Raw genomic sequence first — 21955 nt, 5'->3', positions numbered from 1 at the left:
TTGAAGATATGATTAAGTCTCAGATATATTCTGGTGAATAACAACCTTCAACAATGCTTATTGTGGATTTGTGGATAAAAAAATACAAACATAAGAAACTGATTTTAAAACTTTTTCTTACATTTGTATTTCCACAGCATAAGGAAATTTTTGGTTAATTCTCTTTCTGCCTCCAAGACGAAAATTAGCAGTCTGCAATCTAGTCTTTTGAAAGATTACACTGTCCAATTCTTTCCTTTTTTTATGCCTTTTTCACAAATTCCGACTTCAAAGCCATTGACCCGAAACCATCTATTTTACAATCAATATTATGATCGCTGTCTGGTCTTAAACGAATATTTTTCACTTTAGTTCCGGCTTTTACAGGTTTCGGAGCACCTTTTACCGGTAAATCCTTAATAACAACAACAGAATCTCCATCCTTCAGCTCATTTCCATTTGAATCTAAAATTTTCCCCGAATTTGAAGCATCGGAAGTTTCTTCTTCTGGATTCCACTCATAGAAACATTGGGAACAAACCGTCATATTATCGCTCGGATAAGTAAATTCAGAACCACATTTCGGACAAAGTATAGGATCACTCATATTTTTAATTTTTTGCAAAGATAGGTTTTTGAGTGATGAGTTAAAAATTAAGAGTTATGAGTTAAAAAAGTTGGCTATTAACCATAGTTATGGATTTAATACAATAATAATTTAAAATAATTCAAAACTTATAACTTATAATTCATAACTAATAACGTTTATAATTTTCGTATTTTTGCAGATTCAAAACAGGAGAAGCAATTTTATGGAACTTATTCACAGAAACTTAGCGATCGGAATTCACGATGCTTTACAGGAAACATTTTTCGAGAAAAATAAATATGCTGATAAAGTAATCGAAAGACTTTTAAAAGCGAACAAAAAATGGGGAAGCCAGGACAGAGCCGTTGTTTCTGAGATTTTCTATAATATCATCCGATGGAAAAAACGCCTGGAATACTACATGGGAGAAGGGGTGAAACCCAACAATATTTATAAGCTAATCATTGCTTATCTGCTTTGGAGTAAAACAAATTATAAAAAGTTTGAGGAATTTGACGGAATAAAAATCGCCGATATCCTTACAAAGCTTAAAAAAAATACAGTTCCCACCAAAGCCATAGAACACTCAATTCCGGAATGGCTGGCTGAAACATTAGAAAAAGAATTAGGTCCGAAATGGGAAAAGGAAATACACGCCCTGAACGAACAGGCACCAACAGTTCTGCGAGCAAACTCTTTAAGAACCACACCAAGAGAACTTATTTCTGATCTTGCCGATGAAAATGTTGTTTCCTACCCTGTCAAAAATTATCCTGATGCAGTACAACTGGAAGAAAAAAAGAATGTTTTTCTTACAACTGCCTTTAAAGAAGGATTATTTGAAGTTCAAGATGCTTCTTCGCAAAAAATCGGGTATTTCCTGGATGTAAAAGAAGGTCAGCGAGTGGTTGATGCCTGCGCAGGAGCGGGTGGAAAAACGCTTCATTTGGCTGCTTTAATGGGAAATAAAGGACAAATCATTGCCTTGGATATTTACGAATGGAAGCTGGCAGAACTAAAACGTCGTGCCAAAAGAGCCGGAGCCCACAACATCGAAACCCGCATGATTTCTGATAATAAAGTGATTAAAAGACTTCATGATAAAGCAGACAGATTATTGATTGATGCACCTTGTTCAGGTCTTGGGGTTTTAAAAAGAAATCCGGACAGTAAATGGAAAATTGATCAGGATTTTATCGACAGGATCAAAAAAGAGCAACAGCAGATTCTTCAGGATTACTCCAAAATGCTCAAAGTAGGAGGAAAAATGGTATATGCAACATGTTCTATCCTTCCTTCAGAAAATAATGAGCAGGTGGCAGAATTCATCAAGAATAATCCTAATTTCAAAATGGTCAAGGATGAAAAAGTAATGCCTAGCGAAGGTTATGATGGATTTTACATGGCTTTAATTGAAAGAATTTCTTAAACAAATAAAACATACAAACTATAAACTACTCTACTTTTAGGGTAGTTTTTTTTGTTAAATAATACAAAACAATTAAAAAATAAAAAACTGTGAATCAAAAATATGCTATAAAATATTTCACACGTGTGTAACTTTTGCACAATATCTCACACCTATATCCTAAAAAACTAATGTAAAATTCACAAAGTTGATATTTAGGTTAACTAAATTTATCTTTGCGGAAACCAATTCCAATTATGATGCATCAAAAAACTTTATTAAGCTTTTTTATCTTTTTATTTTGTCTTTCGTTTGCACAAACTTATGAAGTTCAGTACATCAGTTCATACAACGGAAAAGTTTTGACTGAGCAATCACCTACTTTAGTCTGGACAAATGAAAAGGAAAATTTTATCCTGAATAATAAAATAAAAGAACAAAAGGCAGAGTTTCCATTTGAAATAACGAAAATTGAAAAACCATCAAACACGGTAATTTCTTATGCATTTTTGAAATCAAACGAAATAATTTCAACCTCAGATGCAGAATCTATTAGCAAACAAAGTTTTGAACTTACCAATGAAACCAAAAAGATATTAGGCTATAACTGTAAAAAAGCAGTTACCAAAATCAATTCCAACACTATTGAAGTTTGGTATACAAATGAATTAAAAATACAGGGAGGCCCTTCAACAATTGGGCAAGATCTCGGTTTCGTTTTGGAAATTGAGAGAAATAAAAACTCGGTAATTACAGCTAGCTACATCAAAAAAGTAAAGAAAACCGATATTGAAAACCTTCTTAAAGGTTCTATTAATTCTACGGATCAGCTGGGTTACAGAGATCTTCTTTGGAAAAGCAGATTTACAACTTTGAAAGTTTTTGAAAATGAAACAATCAACTTTTCCGATGAATCAAAATCTGATGAAAATGTAAAAAGATTCGCCAACGGAACTATTATCCTGAAAAAAATTAAGTTTCCAAAAATATCGGAAGGCGAAAATATTTTCGTTGAATTGAAACAACATTCAAACGGTGACGCTTATGACAGAACAGGAACTGCTTTCTTTGTCCCACAAGATAAGTCACAATCTTTCTTCGACGGGCTGGAAAAAGGTGCCAAAACACTTCCAATCTATGAAAACGGAAACGGAAAACAATATTTTGGAATCGCAACATCCGAAAATTACAGCCCAGCCATTGAAATGATGCGTTTTTTCACGGCTTTCGGGATTAATAAATTTAATCATATTCAATTAAAAGATAAAAACTGGCAAAGCATTAGTCCGTTCCGTGAAGACATTACAGAACTGAAACCTTCCCTTTCTGAGAAAGAATTATGGGTTGGTACATTTATTGGTAACTACGACAAAGGCGGTCACAAAGTGAGTCTGGAGATTACGATTCACAAAAGTGACCAGAATATTTATAAAAACAACACGGTGATTCCTTTATTTAACACATTGAATATCATGGAAATGGCCGGACAGGACTATTCCACAATGTTCAATAATGACAAAGGATTGATGGTAGAATTTACCTTGAAAAAAGATTTGAAAAACGCACAGCTGAGATATACCACAACAGGCCATGGCGGCTGGGAAAACGGCGATGAGTTCGTTCCTAAAGCCAATTCTATTTTCCTTGACGGGAAGATGGCTTTTTCATTTGTACCGTGGAGATCAGATTGTGGCTCGTACCGCCTTTACAATCCCGCTTCAGGAAACTTTCCGGACGGGCTTTCCTCCTCAGATTTAAGCAGATCAAACTGGTGTCCGGGAACGGTTACCAATCCTAACTTTATTCCGCTTGGAGATTTAAAAGCCGGAAAACATACGATTCAGGTGAAGATTCCACAAGGCCCTACAGAAGGCACAAGTTTCAGTTCTTGGAATGTTTCGGGAGTTCTATTAGGATCAGAATAAAAAAAACCTTCTCGCAAACTGAATTGCAAGAAGGTAAAAACACAAATGATGAAAAAAAATTATTTCGAGCCACAAAGTAAAGACTAAAATTCCTATAATAAATTACCATAGATTAATAAATATGTCGATATTATTTCGTATGTAATTACCTTTTTTAATTTCACGGTGAAAAAAATTAACTAAAACAACGATTTTATTTAAATTAAATTAAAGTTTTTCTTTCAAATCAAATATCTAGTTAAAAATATTAACTTATTTGATTTTTTTATTGTTAAATTTAAACCAGTAATTTAATTTCGCTTTAAAATAACAATAAAATGTGTGGAATTGTATGTTTGTTTGATGCCAAACAAAAGACCGAAATATTAAGATCCCAGGTTCTTGAAATGTCAAAAAAAATCCGTCACAGGGGACCGGACTGGAGCGGCGTATTTCAGGATGAGAAAGTAATCTTCTCCCATGAAAGGCTTGCTATAGTAGATCCTGCTTCAGGAAAACAACCCTTATTTTCAAAGGATGGAAAAATAGTTTTGGCCGTGAACGGAGAAATTTATAACCATAGAGAATTAAAAGAAGAATTCCCCAATTATGAATTTCAAACCCAGTCTGATTGTGAAGTAATTTTAGCACTTTATGAAAAATACGGAAAAAATTTCATTGAAAAACTCAACGGAATTTTTGCTTTTTCTTTATACGATACAGAAAACGATGTATATCTGATTGCCCGCGACCACATGGGAATCTGCCCACTGTATCACGGTTGGGACAGAAATGGAAGCTATTATGTAGCTTCAGAATTAAAAGCACTGGAAGGTTTTTGCAAAACTATTGAAACTTTTTTACCTGGACATTTGGTGTACAGCAAAGACGGGAGCCAGCTTCAACAATGGTACAAAAGAGATTGGGAAAGTTTTGATTCTGTAAAAGATAATGAAACCGATATATCAAAATTAAGAAAAGGGCTTGAAGATGCTGTTCACAGACAACTGATGAGCGATGTTCCGTACGGAGTTTTACTTTCCGGAGGACTGGATTCTTCTGTAATTTCTGCGATTACTGCAAAATTTGCAAGACAGAGGGTTGAAAGTGGTGATACCCAGGAAGCATGGTATCCGAGATTACACAGTTTTGCGGTTGGTTTGGTCGGTTCACCGGATTTAGAAGCTGCCCAAAAAGCGGCAGAACATATTGGTTCGGTTCATCACGAGGTTAATTTTACCGTTCAGGAAGGTCTGGATGCCATCCGTGATGTGATTTACCATCTGGAAACGTATGATGTAACGACGATAAGAGCTTCCACACCGATGTATCTTCTGGCAAGAGTCATTAAATCAATGGGGATAAAAATGGTACTTTCCGGAGAAGGTTCTGACGAATTATTCGGAGGATATCTGTATTTCCACAAAGCTCCGAATGCGAAGGAATTTCATGATGAAACCGTAAGAAAATTAGGAAAACTTCACCTTTACGATTGTCTGAGAGCCAACAAAGCCCTGATGAGCTGGGGAATTGAAGGGCGTGTTCCTTTTTTAGATAAAGAATTTATGGATATTGCGATGACCATTAATCCAAAAGATAAAATGGTAAACGCTGCAGAAGGAAAAATTGAAAAATGGGTATTAAGAAAAGCATTTGAAGATATCCTACCCGATTCTATTGTCTGGAGACAGAAAGAGCAGTTTTCCGATGGCGTTGGCTATTCATGGATCGATACGTTAAAAGCTGTTGCTGAAAAAGAGGTAACGGATGAAATGATGACCAATGCAAAATTCAAGTTTCCTTTACATACTCCGCAAAACAAGGAAGAATATCGATACAGAACGATTTTCGAGGAACATTTCCCAAGTGAAACCGCGGCGGCAACAGTTCCGTCTGTACCATCAGTTGCATGTTCTACACCGATTGCCCTGGAATGGGATGAAGCTTTCAAAAATATGAACGACCCAAGCGGAAGAGCAGTAAAAGTGCATGAAACGTCGTATGGCAAATAGTGATGAGTTATGAATTATAAGTTATGGATTTTTCTGAAGATTTTATTCTTAATTGACTAATTTCTAACCTCTAATTTCTAGTTTTTCAACCAAAATTTATCAATCCTGTAGCAATACGGGATTTTCTTTTGAATTAACGATAATAATATTGTCAGAATTTAACCGTTAATCAAATTTATTATCTAATAAATAATTATATTTGGAAAACGAAAAAATCAATTATAAAAAAATGAGAAGAAACATTACTATCTTATTTGCTTTATTATCCATGACTTTTGCTTTTGGACAGGGGAAATATGGCAAATATCTTAGCTCCAAAAAGCTGGCTATGGTGTATAAAAGCGTGAAGGATCAAGATAAAGATGATTATTATCAACAATATTACTGGCTGGCAAAAGCTGAACAGCTTAAAACCTATCCTCACCTTAAAGATGTAAAACCTGTTGTTTTATACGAATTTGTAAAAAAAGTAAATCCTCAGAACCCAACTAAAACATTGGACACAAGAGGAAAAGAATTGAGAGAAACGGCAGAATTATCTTTAAATCAATATTTTAAAAATAAAAAATTTGAGAACAATTCTGTATTGATGTATAATCTTGAGACGTATGTAGATCCGTCTAAAGGTCAGTATTACACAAAAGTAGATCCTGAAAAAATCAAGGAACTGGTTCCGAAAGAACTTTTTGCCTTCAACTCAAACAACAGAAATACGGCGGAAGAAAAAACATATTATCTTTGGATTGATAAGAAAAAAGATGATTTCAAGATCGTAGACATCATTCCTGACGAAAAAGAAAATAAAGCTTTCTACGCAAGAGTGAAGCAATATCTTCCAAGTTATAAATTCTCCAAATATGTACCTTCCGTGAAAAAAGGGACTAAAACAGACAGAACAGACGTAGATTATTATTACATAATGCCGTTTGAGCAAAATACCGATAATATCGAATACAAAACAAAAGACTTTGAAACTTTTGAACTGAGCCAGTACAGAAAAGCCGGCGACGAATGGAAAGGAGTAGAAAAACCTAGAAAATAAATCAAAAAAGTCCTGTGAATTTCGCAGGACTTTTTTTGTTAATGTGAAAATAGTCTTTCATGTAAAAAACTATTTAAGGAATAAATATTGCTTTAAAATTTAAACAATTTTAAATTAAAAATAAACCTGGATCATCAGTAAAAATAAAATGTCAGAAGTAATCCCGCAACCCAATTCGATAAAAAAAATTCTACCTCTGATTTTGGCAACTGCTATTTTTATGCAGATGCTCGATTCCACTATCCTTAATACATCACTGCCATCGATCGCCCGGGATTTAAATGAATCTCCGCTCAATATGCAGAACGCGATTATCAGTTATGTATTGACCTTGGCTGTGTTTATGCCTGCGAGCGGATTTTTAGCAGACAGATTCGGGACGAAAAAGATTTTTATTTTTTCTCTGATGCTTTTTAGCTTGGGATCATTTTTCTGTGCGATTTCGCAAAACCTTACTCATCTTGTAATTTCCCGTGTGATACAGGGTGTTGGAGGAAGTCTGATGACTCCCGTCGGAAAATTAGCTTTAATTAAAACTTTTGATAAAAATGAATTATTAAAAGCTATGAATTTTGCTATTATCCCTGCGCTGATCGGCCCAGTTTTGGGGCCTTTGGTAGGCGGTTATATGGTTGATTACCTTTCGTGGCACTGGATTTTCCTTATTAATATTCCGATTGGTATCTTGGGAATTATTTTGGGATTAAAATATATGCCCAATTATAAAACCAAAGATGTAGATTTTGACTTAAAAGGATTTTTAATTTTCGCGGCGGCCTCGCTCCTACTCTCAATTTCTTTGGAACTTTTTGGGAATATTCAGAATACGACTCCGGTTTTGGTGGTTTTTATTCTCGGATTTCTTTTTATGTATTATTATTACAGACATGCTAAAAGAGATGATGCCCCAATTTTCCCCTTAAATTTATTCCAAGTTAGAACCTTCCGTGTGGGAATTGTAGGAAACCTGGCAACAAGATTAGGAATCAGTTCCGTTCCTTTATTATTACCGTTAATGATTCAGATTGCGTACAAACAATCGGCGGTCACTTCCGGTTGGATCATCGCTCCGATGGCACTTACAGCCATGTTCGGGAAATCTTATGTTATCAAAATTTTAGATAAATTCGGGTATCGGCAGACTTTGATGGCCAATACTTTTATTATCGGAACTTTGATCTGTCTTTTGGCCATTCCCAATATCCACAGCTCGTTATATTGGTTTGTCCCTATTATTGCGGTGTTAGGGTTTTTCAACTCCATTCAATTCACCTCGATGAATACCATTTCCATTGCCGATTTGAGAAACTTTCAGACCAGCAGCGGAAATTCATTAATATCTGTCAATCAACAGCTTGCCATCGGTTTCGGAATCGCATTTGGATTAATTGTTTTAAAAATATTTGAAAACACCGACCTCATCAAAGGCGAGATTCACAACGCTTTCCGTCTAACCTTCCTCTCCGTAGGCGTTCTCACGATTTTATCCGGATTCGTTTTCCGCAGACTTCACATTTCAGACGGGAAAAACATGAAATCGAAAGAATGAGGAGAGTTTTGAGTTTTGAGTTATTAGCTATAAGTTCTTGACCTTATAAATTTTATTCTCAATCATGTAAACCTCCGCTTCCATTTTCCTGCTTCCCTCTTTTTTCTGGAGCTTTTTCCTGCTTTCCGTTGCAATCTTTTTTTTCAAAAAAGGATTTCCACTGCAATCAGGGCTAGGGTTTCGGGAGTGGTGTCTTCGAGAGCCTCAGCCACCATTGGGACGGCAGCTTTTTTCATCAATGTATAACCTATGGGGTTTAGACAAAAAGACAGCTTCGTTCTCTCAATAATAAACTCATAACTAGAATTCACTCTCTTACTTATCACAGATCAATGTACCGGATTTTCAACTGGCGTAATTTTGCTTTATAATACTAACAACAAATATTATGGCAACTAAAAAAGTAGAAATCATAGCATCTCCCAAGCCCGCTCATCTGGTGGGTGACGGTTTTAGGGTTCATAATTTTATCCCAAGCATTGCCGGACTGGATATGAAGAGAATGGATCCGTTCCTGATGCTTGACTACAATTCAAAATATCATTTCAACGGTACAGAACAGCCGCGAGGTGTCGGAGTACATCCTCACAGAGGTTTTGAAACCATAACTATAGCTTATCATGGCAGAGTTCAGCATCATGACAGTGCGGGCGGTGGCGGAATTATCGGCCAAGGTGATGTACAATGGATGACTGCTGCAAAAGGCATTCTGCACAAAGAATATCACGAAACAGAATGGGCAAAAACCGGTGGAATCTTCCAGATGGTTCAGCTTTGGGTAAATCTGCCTTCCGTTTATAAAATGAGCTGTCCAAAATACCAGTCCATCAAAAACTCCGATATGCAGAAAGTTGATCTGGGTGAAAATGGTTTCATCGAAATTATTGCAGGAGAATATAATGGTCAGAAAGGCCCGGCCTTTACTTTCAGTCCGGTTCACATGATGAATGCAAAATTGAAAAAAGACGGAAAAGCCAGCTTTAGTTTTCCAGATGATTTCAATACGGCAGCTTTAGTTGTTGAAGGAAATATTATCATTAATGCTGAAGAAAAAGCTCCAACTGATCATTTTGTTTTATTTGAAAATAAAGGTGAAGATTTTACTATTGAAGCAACAGAAGACTCAATTATCCTAATCATCAGCGGAATGCCTTTAAATGAGCCAATTTATCCGCACGGCCCTTTTGTAATGAACTCCAGGGAGGAGATTATGCAGGCTTTTGAAGATTATAATTTGGGAAGATTCGGATATTTGCCGGATTGATAATTTTAATTAATCTTAAAATTTTAGTTATTATTTTCTTTATTTTTATATAGACATTTATTTGCTACGAAATGACAAATTAAGTGGAAATTAAAACATAAAATTGCGCCTTTGCGTGATCCAATAAAAAATTAAAAACAAAAAATCCATGAAACCAGAGTTTGAAAATATCCCATTAACAAATACCGGAACAAGATTCCAAATAGAATTTAATGACAATTTCGCTTTCATCGATTACCGTGCAATGGGAAGCCAGATCGCATTAAACCACACCGAAGCAGACATTTTGATTGCAGGAACTGGCGCCGCACAGGCAGTTGTTGAAAAAACATTACATTATATTGAAGAAAACAAAAAGAAAGCTCTTCCCTTTTGCCCGTACATCATTTCATTCATCAAAAGAAATCCGGAATGGAAACGTGTTGTAGATGAGAGATTTCACGGGTACGACCAACTTTAATTTTTATTAAAGTACCATAAACATTAGAAAAATTAACTACATTAGCTTAACAAAGATTAAAAAACCACTTTACTTATCATGTCAAATATCGGACTTATTATTGAAGAAAAATCAGCAGATATAGGAAACTTTTTGGTGGGAAGGCTTTTACCTTTCCGTGAAAAAAGAGCAGTCGGACCTTTCGTTTTTATCGATCATATGGGACCTGCAGAACTTAAAGATTATCAGAATCTTGATGTTCCTGCTCATCCGCACATCGGACTTTCCACGTTGACATACCTTTTGGAAGGATCTATTTTCCACAGAGACAGCGTTGGAAGTGCCATTGAAATTCAGCCGGGAGCGGTTAACTGGATGACGGCCGGAAAAGGCGTTGTACACTCCGAAAGAACACCGGAACATTTAAGACATTCGGATAAAAGACTTCATGGGTTCCAGATCTGGGTAGGACTTCCGAAACACCTGGAGCAGGCCGAACCAAGCTTTCATCACACTGAAGCTGAGGAAATTCCGGCTTGGGAAGAAGATGGGATCCAGTATAAATTAATTGCCGGAGAAGCTTTTGGAAGAAAATCTCCCGTGCCTGTTCACAGCAAATTATTTTTTATTGAAATTAAAACTAAAGAAGCCAAAAAAATAAGCATCGGGAAAGATCTTTACGGTGAAGCAGCAATGTACGTGTTGGACGGAACAGTTTCAACCGAAGGAAATTCTTACGGTTCAAAACAATTAATGATCGCAAAAGATACCAAGCTTTGCGAATTCGATATGAGTGAAAACGGAACGGTCTATCTTTTCGGAGGCGAACCTTTTGAGGAAGAACGTTTCATATTCTGGAATTTTGTAAATTCAGACAAAGAATTGATCGAGAAGGCAAAAGTAGACTGGAACGACCAAAATCATGATGCATTTCCTTTAGTTCCGGGCGATGAGGACGAATATGTTCCGCTTCCAAAAGCAATTTTAAACAGAAAACCTTAATAAATGAAAAGAATAATCCTTGTATTTTTAATGATCATATCTTTTATAGGTAATGCTCAGACAGTCAATGAACCCAAAAACAATCCTGAAGAATGGTCAAAAATGTATGAACCGTTCAGAGTTGCAGGAAATCTCTATTATGTAGGAACTTACGATCTGGCATCTTATCTTATTGTTACCGACAAAGGAAATATTCTTATCAATACAGGATTAGCAGATTCTCTTCCGATCATCAAAAATAATATCAAGAAACTTGGTTTTAAGTATAAGGATATTAAAATTCTGACACTAACACAGGCTCATTTTGACCACATGGGAGCAATGGCTGACATCAAAAAAGAAACAGGAGCCAAGCTTTATGTTGATGAAAAAGATGCGCAAGAATTGAAAAGCGGAGGAAAATCAGACTACGAATTGGGGAAATACGGAGTAACTTTTAAACCTGTAAACCCTCATTTTCTTTTGAAAAACAATGATAAAATTAAACTCGGGAATACTACCCTGACTTTACTTCATCATCCGGGCCACACAAAAGGATCATGCAGCTTTTTATTTGAAACCAAAGATAACAATCAAACGTATAAAGTTTTAATTGCGAATCTGCCTTCAATAATTATTGACAGAAAATTCTCGGACGTAAAAGATTATCAAAATATTCAGAAAGATTATGCTGAGACCTTCAAAGCGATGAAAAATGTGGATTTTGATATCTGGGTAGCTTCTCATGCGAGCCAGTTTGACCTGCATACAAAAAGAAAAGAGGGAGATTCTTACAATCCGAAATTGTTTACGGATAAAGAAGTCTATTTTCAGAAACTTGGAAAATTAGAAGCCGATTATCTGGAAAAAGTAAAACAAGATTCAGCAGAAAAATAATAGTAAGTATTCGTAAATTATGAAGATACTGGCATTTGCAGGAAGTACTTCTTCCACTTCCATCAACAGAAAACTGGTAAAATTTGTTTTGAAAGATTTTCAGAATGAGGAAATTAATTTAATTGATTTAAATGATTTCGACATGCCCGTTTTCTCTGTTGACCGTGAAAAGAAAGGTTTTCCGGACGCGGCACACAATTTTTTAAAAGTAATTGAAGAATGCGACGTGATTATTTGTTCGCTTGCTGAACACAACAGATCGTACAGTGCGGCTTTTAAAAACGTTTTCGACTGGGCTTCAAGGATTAACGTAAAAGTTTTTCAGAACAAACCGATGTTTCTGATGTCTACTTCTCCCGGAGGTTATGGCGGTGGAAACGTGATGAATACAGCAAAAACATTTTTTCCGAATTTTGGAGCCGATATAAAAGATACTTTTTCACTTCCGAAGTTTTATGAAAATTTTGATTTTGAAAGCGGCGTTATTAATCCTGATATGCTGAAAGATTTGAAAGATAAAATTGAGAATTTTAAAAATCAGATTAAAAACTAATGACTAAAGGAAGATTAGAGGCCTTCAGCGACGGAGTTATTGCCATCATTATCACCATTATGGTTCTTGAGCTGAAAGTGCCTGAAGGACATCAATGGGCAGACCTCAAACCTCTCATTCCGAAGTTTTTAGCTTATATTTTCAGTTTTATTTATATAGGAATTTACTGGAACAACCATCATCACCTGTTTCAGACGGTAAAAAAAGTGAACGGAAGTATTCTCTGGGCCAATCTTCATCTGCTGTTCTGGCTTTCATTAATGCCGGTTGCCACAGAATGGATCGGGGAATCGCGTTTTGCAAAAAATCCTGTCGCCGCTTACGGAATCGGGCTTATTATGTGCGCCGTTGCTTATACAATTCTGGAAAATTTAATTATAAAACACGAAGGTGAAGATTCTCAATTAAAAGAAGCAATACATTCAAAATCAAAAGAATATATATCAATCGCATGTTATGTTCTGGGATTCGCGACTTCCTTTTTTTATCCTTATATTGCCATAGGTTTTTATTATATCGTGGCTTTGATATGGCTGATTCCGGACAGAAGAATTGAAAAATCATTAAGAGAAAATTGATATGGAAACACACGAATATATAAACGGAGATATTACCGTGATCTGGCAGCCAAAAAAATGTATCCACGCTGCAGTTTGCGTGAAAATGCTTCCAAAAGTATACAATCCGAAAGAAAGACCATGGCTGAAGGCGGAAAATGCAAGTCCGGAAGAACTTAAAAATCAAATAGACTTATGCCCTTCGGGAGCTTTAAGTTATAAATTCAATACAGAAAAATAATGGCGGTAACGGTAAAAGCTAGCTTAGGAAAAGAAAAATATTATACGGAAGTTGTCGCCGGCGAAAATATTTTAATTACAGATGAACCTGTAGATAAAGGCGGACAAAATAAAGGCTTCAACCCCTTTGAAATTCTGGCAACCTCTCTGGCAAGCTGTACGGCAGCAACTTTGAGGATGTACATCGACAGAAAAGAATGGGATGTTGAAAAAATAAATGTAGAAGTGGAACTGGAAAATTTCCCTTTAACCAAAAGAGCCATTTTTAAAAGAGATATCAGTTTTGAAGGAACAAATCTTGACGACGAACAGATGAGAAGGCTTCATACCATTGCAGACGCCTGCCCTATTCATAAAATACTAACAAACGACATAGAAATACTAACTAAATTTTCATAATATGATTGAAGTAAAACAAAACAACGACGAAAAACGCGGAAATTTTGAAGCTTTCATAGACGGAAACCACGCAGGATTAATGACTTATACCTGGGCTGGAGAAGAAAGATTCATTATAGACCATACTGAAGTGGAAGAAGCATACAACGGAAAAGGCGTTGGTAAGGAAATGCTTGAAGCTGCGGTAGATTTTGCAAGAAAGAACGGAAAAACCATTATTCCGCTTTGCCCTTTTGCAAAAGCTACTTTCCAGAAACATGAAGAGCTTCAGGATGTGCTGGTGAATCAGACACAGGCTTGATTTTAAGATTAAGGTTAAGAAAATAATCAAACTAATTCAGCCTTAATTTCAACCTTACATAACATAACCTTCCAGAGTAAAATCCGGAAGGTTTTTTCTTTTCCGGCAGAAACAGAAAAAAACTATATTTGCTAAAATTTAAAATCTCAGCATGAACCCCGGAACTACCCTTTTGCTATTTGTTTTTATATATTTTATCGGACTTTTGGTAATTTCTTATTTTACGAGCCGAAATTCTGATAATCAGTCTTTTTTTATCGGTAATAAAAAAAGTAAATGGTGGCTTGTAGCATTTGGGATGATCGGTACAAGCTTAAGCGGTGTCACCTTCATTTCAGTACCGGGAACTGTCGGAAAAATGACCGGAACCGAATACATTTTCGGCGGTTTTGAATATTATATGATGGTAATCGGGTTTTTCATCGGATATTTTATTGTCGCTGCTATTTTGCTTCCTCTATATTATAAGATGAATCTTACGTCGATTTATACTTATCTCGGCAAAAGATTTAATGTAGAAGCTCATAAAATCGGGTCTACTTTTTTTATTATTTCACGGGCAATCGGTGCTACGGCAAGGCTTTATCTTGTGGTAAATGTTTTACAGATCTTTTTGCTGGAAGGCTTGGGAGTTCCGTTTTGGTTAACGGCGCTTGTCCTTCTGTTGATGGTACTTTTATACACTTTTGAGGGCGGCGTGAAAACGATCGTGATTACCGATACCTTGCAAACTTCTTTCATGATTATCAGTTTGATAGCCTGTATTATTTATATTTTATCAAATCTGAATCTGTCTTTTGGTGAAGCTTATACCATTTTGGAACAGAAAAATTATACCCATTTTATTAATTTTGATCCTAATTCCAAGACATTTTTCCTTAAAACAATTTTAGGGGGAATCTTCATTACCATTGCAATGACGGGGCTTGACCAGGAAATGATGCAGAAAAATATTTCCGTTGACAATCTTAAGAATTCAAAGAAAAACATGCTGACTTTTGCAGGAACATTGCTTTTTGTAAATCTTGCATTTTTATTTTTAGGAGGTTTGCTCTATCTTTTTGCATTGCAGAACGGCGCGGAATATGAACAGATAAAAGGTGAAACCGTTACCAATATTTTCGGATTCAAAGATTCTGCGGGACAGATTAAAAATATTATGGGGGATGACTTATTCCCGGCTTTATCACTTCAGGGACATTTCCCGATGGTTATTTCTGTGATTTTTATTATTGGATTGATTTCAGCGCTGTTTCCTTCTGCGGATGGAGCTTTAACAGCTGTAACAAGCTCATATTGTGTTGATTTACTAAATCTTAACGAAGATAAAACAAAAACGGAAAAAGAAAAAAAACACCTTCGTATGAAAGTTCATTTGACTTTTACGGTCGTTTTCTTTATATTGATTATGGTTTTCAAAGCCATGAATGACAAGTCAATTGTTTATCTTATCATGGAAATCGCAGGCTATACGTACGGGCCGCTTTTAGGACTTTTTGCATTCGGGATTTTCACCAAATCTTATATTTCAAAAAAATATTCGATTCTTGCCGTGACCATTTTAGCTCCGTTTATAACTTATTTTATTAATCAAATAGTGACGCTTTATACGGATTACAGAATTGGTGTGGAATTAATTATTCTGAACGGTTTATTGACATTCATCGGGCTGTGGCTGGTGAGAAACAAAAAAACATCCTTAAAAATAGTAAAACCATGAAAAAAATTATTCAGTTATTCCTGCTTGTATTTGCTGTAAGTTATCTGTCGGCTCAGGAATTTGAGATTTCAACACTAAGAATCGGTCCTTACAAAATCTTCATGAAAAATGATGAAGCGGATCAATTCGGAACAAAATTAAAGCAATCCAATTATGAATTAAAAAATGCCGTGAAATACAACGGTGAAACTATTTTGATTGCTACCACCCAGGATTATGACGACCAGGGAAAAGAAACCAGTAAAATGGTAATTCAGGGACTTTCCACAAAGAGTAAAAAGTTCAAAACCAAAAGCGGAATCGGCATTGGAAGCACAAAAGATGATGTGATTAATGCCTATAAAAATTATCCTAGCTACAGCGTTTACCCAAGCTATGATGATAAAGGAAACAAACAAAACAATTCCAGCAATTTTGTTTTAAATGATTTGGATGCAGGAACTACACTTACTTTCACCATCGTAAACAATATCGTGACAGAGATGCAGGTTTTCATTAACGAAGGCTGCTAAATATTAAAATATTTTAAACAATTCAAAATCCGGACTTTATGCCCGGATTTTTGTATTTCCGTAAGCCAGTAAAAAATTGTAAATTCGCGTGCAAATAAATCTTATATAATGAGTAAAAGCATCGAAGAGTTAAAATCTCTTACTACGCAAATCAGAAGAGACATTTTAAGAATGGTTCATGCTGTAAATTCCGGTCACCCGGGAGGAAGTTTAGGTTGCACCGAATACTTCACAGCACTTTACGGAAAGGTAATGAACTATAATCTTCCTTTCACAATGGAAGGTAAAAATGAAGATCATTTCTATCTTTCAAACGGACACATTTCTCCGGTATTCTATTCTACTTTAGCTAGATTTGGCTTTTTTCCGGTGGATGAACTGAGAACTTTCAGAAAATTAGATTCAAGATTGCAGGGTCACCCAACGACTCACGAGGGTCTTCCGGGAGTAAGAATTGCTTCTGGTTCTCTTGGACAAGGGCTTTCTGTAGCGCTTGGTGTAGCTGAAGGTAAAAAATTAGATGGAGATAACTCTCTTGTTTACACTCTTCACGGAGACGGTGAATTGCAGGAAGGACAGGTTTGGGAAGCATTAATGTATGCTGCTGCAAAAAAGGTTGATAATATCATTTCTACAATCGACTATAACGGTCGTCAGATTGATGGTGATACGGATGATGTATTGAGCTTAGGAAATCTTCATGCAAAATTGGAGGCGTTCGGATGGACTGTTTTGAATGAGAAAAACGGTAATGATCTTGAAGCTGTAATCGCTATTTTGGAGAAAGCAAAAACGGAAACCGGAAAAGGAAAACCTGTTGTTATCATCCTTCATACAGAAATGGGATTCGGGGTAGATTACATGATGGGAACTCACTCTTGGCATGGAAAAGCTCCTAACGACGAGCAATTGGATACGGCTTTCAAACAATTATATTTAGAAGCTCCTTCTGATTACTAATATCTTTTTATCAAAAATCAAGTTGACCATGAAAAAGTTTTTGCTCATCTGTTTATTATTCAATTTTATACTGGGAATTTCTCAGGAAAAGAAAATTTCTTTCGAAAAAGAAATTAATTATAAAATAATTGATAAAAATAAAACTGATGTTTTTCTGAAAACTTTTGCCAGCAATACAGGCGAATTTTTAACTAAAGTGAATATTAAAAGTTTTCCGATGTACTTTTTTACGGATGCATTGGGAACGTCTGCGGTAGGTCTGGAAATGAATAATCGTCTTGACGGATCCAACGCTTTATTTGCGTCTATGTTTGGAGTTGGTAATTATGGATACAACGATGCGAAAGAGGAATATGTTCTTGAAAGTAAAAAACTGGGCACCAAAGAAACAATTTTAGGAGTTCCTTGTTCTCATTATTTAATTAATTTTAAATTAAAAGATGATGAAAGAAAGGATAAAGAAGCTTTTAAAGTTTGTATTGATGAAAAATCAGGGTATAATAACCTTCCTGTTTTGAAGGGTTTAATAAAATTTTTTGACAGGAAAACAATCTTTAAAAATTCAGACTTAAAAGGTTTTATTCTAAAAGGCGGCCCGGAAAAATCATATGACAAAGATTATTTTGTAGCTACTTCAATGAAAGATTCTAAAGAATTTGTGTATTTCGATCATAAAAAAGCTATGGTTGAACAGCAAAGAAAACATGATTCTATCGCAATCGCTTATAAAAAAGAGGAAGAAGAATATGCTAAAATGGATTCTGTTTATGCGCCTTCTGATTCTGCTGCGGTTGTGGCAGATGCCACTTATCCTCCTTCTATAGCACCTTATGGCGAAGAAGTTTATTATATTCCGGATTATGTTTCTGAATATAAAAAGAATAACTCTGAAGACGGAAGCCTGGCAATTGCTAATCTCCCGAACGAAACTCTTTGGAAAGGACTTCCGAAACACTGCAAAAATTTAGAAAAAGACATTCCTGCTTTTAATAATAAAGAACTGAAAGGTCATTTGAAAAATTATGTAGGACAGGTTTGTGATATGTATCTTACGCAGACAACCAACCATACTGTGGGAATTAAAATCACTTTAGACGAAATAAGACGTGAAGTTTTGTACCTCAGCGAAATTCAGGATAAACTTGATCCATCTGATAAAAAGAAATTAAATACTTATTTAAAAAATCTAGATTAAAAAAATAAAAATGAAATATACATATACAGAAAAAAAGGATACACGTTCAGGATTCGGAGCCGGATTAGCTGAGCTTGCTGATAAAAATCCTAATGTTGTAGCCCTATGTGCAGACCTTATCGGATCTTTGAAAATGGAAAAATTCATTGAAAAAGCTCCTGAAAGATTCTTCCAGGTAGGTATCGCTGAAGCCAATATGATGGGACTTGCTGCAGGTCTTAGCATCACAGGGAAAATTCCTTTTACGGGAACTTTCGCGAACTTTTCTACTTCGAGAGTGTATGACCAGATCCGTCAGTCTATCGCCTATTCAGATAAAAATGTAAAAATCTGTGCTTCTCACGCAGGTCTTACTTTGGGGGAAGACGGTGCAACCCACCAGGTTTTGGAAGACATCGGTATGATGAAAATGCTTCCGGGAATGACGGTAATCAACCCTTGCGACTACAACCAGACAAAAGCGGCTACGATCGCTATTGCTGACCATAAAGGCCCTGTATATTTAAGATTCGGGAGACCAACTGTTCCGGTTTTCATTCCGGAAGATATGCCTTTCGAAATCGGAAAAGGAATTATGCTTCAGGAAGGAACTGATGTAACGATTGTTGCAACAGGTCACCTTGTTTGGGAATCTCTTGTAGCTGCCGATGAGCTTGAAAAAGAAGGTATTTCTTGTGAGGTAATCAATATCCACACGATTAAGCCTTTGGACGAGGAAATCATCTTAAAATCAGTTGAAAAAACAGGGAAAATCGTAACAGCTGAAGAGCACAACTACCTTGGTGGTTTGGGAGAATCTGTTGCGGGAATGTTGGCAAGAAGAAGACCTACAAGACAGGAATTCGTTGCGGTAAACGATACTTTTGGGGAATCTGCAACACCGGCTGAATTGATGAAGAAATATAAGATTGATTCTACTGCTGTGAAAGAAGCGGTGAAGAGGATTTTAGAGAAATAATTTCTTTTAGATATAAATGAAAAGCATCCAGTTTTGGATGCTTTTTTTGTATAATGAAATAAAATATAGTACAAAAAAATTAAATCAAATAAATATTTACAATTAAAAATAAAACAACAATTATGTTAAATATATAATTATTTTTAACTAAATATTAAAATAATTAATACAATAATCTAATTAAGTTATTAAAATTTATAGAATCAAAAAAGTTAAAATTTATTAAAAAGTACTATTCTAACAAATATATTATTAGTTTTGGCGACATTAATAGTGATAAAAATCAATGTATGAAAAAATTAGAAAAACTTAGAGAAAAATCTCTTAATACAGCAGCTTTAGGTCAAATTAAAGCAGGAGGAGAAGAATGTACAGGAGGAGGATTCAGCACACAATATAATTGGACCACTTGTACTGCTTATACATTTTCCTGGCAATCTGACACAGTAGATAATGGAATCTATGTATTCCAAGGTGGAAAAACCTCTATTAAGCCCGTAACTTGTATATACTAACTATTTTATAAAAAGCAAAAAACGCAATCAAGACGAATTTGATTGTGTTTTTACTTTTTAGTAATACATTTCCAGACCTCAGCCAATGCTGAAAATCAAGAATTAAGATGAATAAAAAAATTATAATCAGCGTTATATACTTATTTTTTTTGACTTATGTAAAAGCCCAAAACATCCAAACGTATAGCAATATAAGTAATAATGCAGAGGAAGCAATTATTGAAAAACAATATGATAGGGCTTTACTTAATTATAATGATTTGAAAAATCAAAATTATGTTTTTAGCAGGGATATTTACAATGCAATCATTTGTAGTAATAAATTAAAAAATTGGGATGAGCTTTATAATTGGGCAAAATTATTTATTTCAAAAGGTGTTGATGTTTCATTTTTTAACCAAACAAAATTTAAGGATTTTAGGAAAACAAATTACTGGAGAAAACTTAATGAATTAAAGATTGAAAATAAAGTAAATAAAGACTTAGTAAAAAGTTTAGATTCTCTTACCAATACTGATCAACAACTCTTTATTAAATTGAAAGAAAATCCAACAATTGATGCCTTCAGCTTAACAGAAAAAATAGATAAGAAACTATTTGCTTTAGAGAAAGCATATGGATATTTTAATGAAGAAATTACGGGAGTAAATATTGAAAATGATACCATTTATTCTTTTAGACCAAAATATGCAGTGCTATATAGACATAGCTATCAATCTCATAAACAGAACGGCTTTTTTAATGAAAAAGTAAAAAATAATCAATTAGAAAGAGTATTCTATTATAACAGCATTGATTATAACTTAATGCCAATATTAGAGTATCAAAACAAATTATATTTCTTGAAAGAAGATTTTCTACCTCAAGAATATAGGACCGATTTCGTTCATTTTTTTAAAGTAACTAAAACTGCTTATAAAAATAAAAATTTTGCAGAATTTTCTTTTTATTATCCAATTTTTAGATTCCAAAATTTTGTTGATGAGGAAAGCACAAAAAACTTTGAACAGGTATTAAGAGAAATGTATCAAAAGTAATGAAAGTTTTAATCCTATCAACATCAAATGATTATACAACAAATAAAGTCATAAAATGGCTACAATATTTCAGTATAGATTTTGTCAGATATAATTTAGACGAAGAAATAGATATTTATGATATAAATGTAGATGAATTTACTGCATATTGGTACAGAAAAGGTAGTTTGCTTACTAAAAAGACTGATGTATTTTATAGTAATGAACTGGAAAAGTATTTATATGAGTATAATAAAAAAATAGCTCAGTATATTGAATTTAGGCTAAGTAAAAAAAAGCATTTGAATTTATTTTTTGATGTTGAACTAAATAAATTAATAGTTTTAGAAGAAGCAAAAAATATAGGATTACTGATTCCAAATTTCATGCTACTTACTAGCACTAAGCAAATCAAAGAAGGCTTTAAAATTTATAAAACAATTAATGAACAAGCTGCAATATATGATAGTTATGATAATTCTATTTTAAGTACATTAACCCAAGAGTACAAAGAAACAGAAAGTACATATAGTTTTTCTCCAACCTTATTTCAAGAAAAAATTGAGAAAAAATATGAGATTAGAGTATTTTATCTAAATGGATTATTTTTTTCAATGGCTATTTTTTCTCAAAAAGCATCCCAAACCTCCTTAGACTATAGAAATTACAACCATAATTTCCCAAATAGGACAGTCCCATTTAAACTCCCCGTTGAGATTGAAAACAAATTAGATTTATTGATGAAAAATTTTAATTTGAAATCGGGAGCTATCGATTTGATTGTTAATCTCAAAAATAATTATTATTTTTTAGAGATTAATCCTGTTGGTCAATTCGGAATGATATCAAATCCTTGCAATTATTACATAGAAAAAGAAATTATAAACTATTTCACAAATGGAAAAAAAGACTGAATCTTTTGAACAATTTTTTAAAGAAAACAGAAATAAGCTACCCTACTATTT

The 21955-nt window shown here is 34.6% G+C and carries 23 protein-coding genes; 22 read left to right on the top strand and 1 reads right to left on the bottom strand.

Annotated elements, in window-relative coordinates; genetic code table 11:
* Positions 1 to 241: 241 nt before the first annotated feature.
* The gene (locus ATE47_RS01840) at positions 242 to 586 is read right to left on the bottom strand and encodes a zinc ribbon domain-containing protein YjdM (RefSeq protein ID WP_062160360.1); all 345 of its coding nucleotides are present in this window, start codon (positions 584 to 586) and stop codon (positions 242 to 244) included.
* Positions 587 to 791: 205 nt separating this feature from the next.
* Between ATE47_RS01840 and ATE47_RS01835 the strand changes: the two genes are divergently transcribed.
* The 22 genes from ATE47_RS01835 (at position 792) to gwsG (ending at position 21904) form a co-directional block, all read left to right on the top strand.
* Positions 792 to 1997, top strand: coding sequence for an RsmB/NOP family class I SAM-dependent RNA methyltransferase (locus ATE47_RS01835; protein ID WP_062160359.1), 1206 nt, complete (start codon positions 792 to 794; stop codon positions 1995 to 1997).
* A 236-nt stretch (positions 1998 to 2233) separates the two neighbouring features.
* On the top strand, positions 2234 to 3901 hold the full coding sequence (locus ATE47_RS01830; protein WP_442857073.1) for a GLPGLI family protein: 1668 nt from the start codon (positions 2234 to 2236) through the stop codon (positions 3899 to 3901).
* Between the two features lie 317 nt (positions 3902 to 4218).
* Positions 4219 to 5892 carry an asparagine synthase B gene (gene asnB, locus ATE47_RS01825; RefSeq protein WP_062160357.1) on the top strand — a complete coding sequence of 558 codons (1674 nt, stop codon included), beginning with the start codon at positions 4219 to 4221 and terminating at the stop codon, positions 5890 to 5892.
* 229 nt (positions 5893 to 6121) lie between these two features.
* Positions 6122 to 6934 carry a hypothetical protein gene (locus ATE47_RS01820; RefSeq protein WP_062163408.1) on the top strand — a complete coding sequence of 271 codons (813 nt, stop codon included), beginning with the start codon at positions 6122 to 6124 and terminating at the stop codon, positions 6932 to 6934.
* Positions 6935 to 7082: 148 nt separating this feature from the next.
* On the top strand, positions 7083 to 8483 hold the full coding sequence (locus ATE47_RS01815; RefSeq protein WP_062160356.1) for an MFS transporter: 1401 nt from the start codon (positions 7083 to 7085) through the stop codon (positions 8481 to 8483).
* 388 nt (positions 8484 to 8871) lie between these two features.
* Positions 8872 to 9747, top strand: a complete 876-nt coding sequence (locus ATE47_RS01810; RefSeq protein WP_062160355.1) for a pirin family protein — start codon at positions 8872 to 8874, stop codon at positions 9745 to 9747.
* A 148-nt stretch (positions 9748 to 9895) separates the two neighbouring features.
* A complete protein-coding gene (locus ATE47_RS01805; RefSeq protein WP_062160354.1) occupies positions 9896 to 10207 on the top strand; it encodes a GNAT family N-acetyltransferase in 312 nt (103 codons plus the stop codon).
* Positions 10208 to 10285: 78 nt separating this feature from the next.
* The gene (locus ATE47_RS01800; protein WP_062160353.1) at positions 10286 to 11188 is read left to right on the top strand and encodes a pirin family protein; all 903 of its coding nucleotides are present in this window, start codon (positions 10286 to 10288) and stop codon (positions 11186 to 11188) included.
* Positions 11189 to 11191: 3 nt separating this feature from the next.
* Positions 11192 to 12064 carry a subclass B3 metallo-beta-lactamase gene (bla, locus tag ATE47_RS01795; RefSeq protein ID WP_062160352.1) on the top strand — a complete coding sequence of 291 codons (873 nt, stop codon included), beginning with the start codon at positions 11192 to 11194 and terminating at the stop codon, positions 12062 to 12064.
* A 19-nt stretch (positions 12065 to 12083) separates the two neighbouring features.
* Positions 12084 to 12617, top strand: coding sequence for an NADPH-dependent FMN reductase (locus ATE47_RS01790; RefSeq protein ID WP_062160351.1), 534 nt, complete (start codon positions 12084 to 12086; stop codon positions 12615 to 12617).
* On the top strand, positions 12617 to 13195 hold the full coding sequence (locus tag ATE47_RS01785; protein ID WP_062160350.1) for a TMEM175 family protein: 579 nt from the start codon (positions 12617 to 12619) through the stop codon (positions 13193 to 13195). The genes ATE47_RS01790 and ATE47_RS01785 overlap by 1 nt, the downstream gene beginning before the upstream one ends.
* Before the next feature lies 1 nt (position 13196).
* Positions 13197 to 13415 carry a (4Fe-4S)-binding protein gene (locus ATE47_RS01780; protein WP_062160349.1) on the top strand — a complete coding sequence of 73 codons (219 nt, stop codon included), beginning with the start codon at positions 13197 to 13199 and terminating at the stop codon, positions 13413 to 13415.
* Positions 13415 to 13813, top strand: a complete 399-nt coding sequence (locus ATE47_RS01775; RefSeq protein ID WP_062160348.1) for an OsmC family protein — start codon at positions 13415 to 13417, stop codon at positions 13811 to 13813. The genes ATE47_RS01780 and ATE47_RS01775 overlap by 1 nt, the downstream gene beginning before the upstream one ends.
* Position 13814: 1 nt before the next feature.
* On the top strand, positions 13815 to 14114 hold the full coding sequence (locus ATE47_RS01770) for a GNAT family N-acetyltransferase (RefSeq protein WP_181898043.1): 300 nt from the start codon (positions 13815 to 13817) through the stop codon (positions 14112 to 14114).
* Positions 14115 to 14265: 151 nt separating this feature from the next.
* On the top strand, positions 14266 to 15834 hold the full coding sequence (locus ATE47_RS01765) for a sodium:solute symporter (RefSeq protein WP_062160347.1): 1569 nt from the start codon (positions 14266 to 14268) through the stop codon (positions 15832 to 15834).
* Positions 15831 to 16346, top strand: coding sequence for a hypothetical protein (locus tag ATE47_RS01760; protein ID WP_062160346.1), 516 nt, complete (start codon positions 15831 to 15833; stop codon positions 16344 to 16346). Before ATE47_RS01765 ends, ATE47_RS01760 begins: the two co-directional genes overlap by 4 nt.
* Before the next feature lie 108 nt (positions 16347 to 16454).
* Positions 16455 to 17306, top strand: coding sequence for a transketolase (locus ATE47_RS01755; protein ID WP_062160345.1), 852 nt, complete (start codon positions 16455 to 16457; stop codon positions 17304 to 17306).
* A gap of 28 nt (positions 17307 to 17334) precedes the next feature.
* Entirely contained in the window at positions 17335 to 18501 is a 1167-nt protein-coding gene (locus ATE47_RS01750) for a hypothetical protein (protein ID WP_062160344.1), read from the top strand.
* 10 nt (positions 18502 to 18511) lie between these two features.
* Positions 18512 to 19459, top strand: coding sequence for a transketolase family protein (locus tag ATE47_RS01745; RefSeq protein ID WP_062160343.1), 948 nt, complete (start codon positions 18512 to 18514; stop codon positions 19457 to 19459).
* Between the two features lie 290 nt (positions 19460 to 19749).
* Positions 19750 to 19974, top strand: coding sequence for a hypothetical protein (locus ATE47_RS01740; RefSeq protein WP_062160342.1), 225 nt, complete (start codon positions 19750 to 19752; stop codon positions 19972 to 19974).
* Positions 19975 to 20081: 107 nt separating this feature from the next.
* Complete coding sequence (locus tag ATE47_RS01735) at positions 20082 to 21011, top strand: hypothetical protein (protein ID WP_062160341.1); 930 nt, start codon at positions 20082 to 20084, stop codon at positions 21009 to 21011.
* A complete protein-coding gene (gene gwsG / locus ATE47_RS01730) occupies positions 21011 to 21904 on the top strand; it encodes a grasp-with-spasm system ATP-grasp peptide maturase (protein WP_062160340.1) in 894 nt (297 codons plus the stop codon). Before ATE47_RS01735 ends, gwsG begins: the two co-directional genes overlap by 1 nt.
* The last annotated feature ends 51 nt before the right edge of the window (positions 21905 to 21955 follow it).

The organism is Chryseobacterium sp. IHB B 17019 (genome assembly GCF_001456155.1).
GTDB lineage: Bacteria > Bacteroidota > Bacteroidia > Flavobacteriales > Weeksellaceae > Chryseobacterium.
The sequence above is the reverse complement of the archived record's forward strand: the minus strand, read 5'-3'. Positions and strand labels throughout refer to the sequence as shown.